Genomic DNA, 1,435 nt, shown 5'->3' on the forward strand with positions numbered 1-1,435 from the left:
GCGACGATCATGGGTTTGTGGCCGAGCCGGTCGGCGAGGGTGCCGCCGATCAGGAACATGCCCTGCTGGCTGAGGTTGCGGATGCCCAGGATCAGGCCGACCAGTGCCGCCGGTAGCGCCAGCGCTCCCGACAGGTGGCCGGCCAGGTAGGGCATCAGCATGTAGAAGCCGGTGTTGATGGTGAGCTGGTTGACCAGTAGCAGTCTCACCGGCCGGTCAAAGGAGCGGGCCAGGGCCAGGGTGCCCCTCACCGCCGGACCTCTTCGTCTCCAGAGCATGTCCTTTCGGCGGCGGCGGTGGCCGCCTCCTCCGCGCCACCTCCGGGAGTGACGGGTGTTCCCGCGACGCCGTTTCCCGGGACGGTGGGGTCGAGCACGGTCGTGCACCGGGTCCAGCGGGTCAGCTCACGCTCGGCGGGGTGGACGATCTCGTCGGGATCGGTCGCCGCCGGCGCGCCGAGCAGGCCCCGGTCGGCGCAGTAGTCGTCGTTGAACACGGTGTCGAAGTAGCGGTGCGGGCCGTCGGGGAAGATCGCCGCTATCCGGGTGTGGCCGGGCAGCGTGCGGGCCAGCCAGGATGCCACCAGGGCCACCGCGCCGACGCTCCATCCGCCGGTGGCGTATCGCAGCGCGGCCAGGCGCCGGCAGGCCCAGACCGCTTCGGCGGGTGCGACCCAGTGGACCTCGCCGAATGCCTCATAGGCCACGTTGCGCGGGTAGATGCTGCTGCCCAGGCCGCGCATGAGCCGGACGCGCGCGGGCTGGCCGAAGATGGTCGAGCCGATCGTGTCGACGCCGACGAGGCGCAGGTCGGGATAGAAGCGCCGTAGCGCGCGGGAGACCCCGGCGCTGTGACCGCCGGTGCCCACGCTGCACACCAGGACGTCGATCCGCCCGAGCTGGCCGGCCAGTTCCATGGCCAGCCCCGTGTAGGCGGCGACGTTGTCGGGGTTGTTGTACTGGTCCGGGCAGTAGGCGTCGGGGTGCTCATCGAGCAGTTCCAGCACGCGCTGGCGGCGGGCCCGCTGCCAGCCGCCCACCGGGTGCGGTTCGCCGACGACGACGACACGCGCCCCGTAGGCGGACAGCAGCCGGCGCATCAGCGGTTCCATGCCCGGGTCGGTCACCAGCGTCACCGGGTGGCCGCCGACGATGCCGGCCAGTGCCAGGCCCAGGCCGAAGGTCCCGCTGGTGGACTCCACGATGGGCGCTGCGGGGCGAAGCAGGCCGCGCTCGCGTGCCCGCTCGACGATGTAGAGGGCGGAGCGGTCCTTGATCCCTCCGGGGTTGTTGCCCTCCAGCTTCGCCCAGAACCCGCGCCCCTGCCCCGAGGCGATCTCCGGGACCCAGAGCACCGGGGTGTTGCCGACCACGTGCTCGGGGGCGTGGCAGGTGGCTCCGGTGATCAACTGGCTGAGCGAGGTGCTGGCGATCTG

At 71.8% G+C, this 1,435-nt stretch carries 1 protein-coding gene and 1 pseudogene; both read right to left on the minus strand.

Translation table 11 applies throughout. The annotated features are described in order from the left end of the window. Positions 1-251 (minus strand): annotated as a pseudogene (locus ACWD3H_RS47645) (MFS transporter); the annotation flags it as partial. Next, a partial coding sequence (locus tag ACWD3H_RS47650) for a PLP-dependent cysteine synthase family protein (RefSeq protein WP_451959800.1) occupies positions 248-1,435 on the minus strand: 1,188 nt, incomplete at its 5' end. The gene ACWD3H_RS47650 and the pseudogene ACWD3H_RS47645, both read right to left, overlap by 4 nt.

The organism is Streptosporangium sp. NPDC002607, from assembly GCF_053592655.1.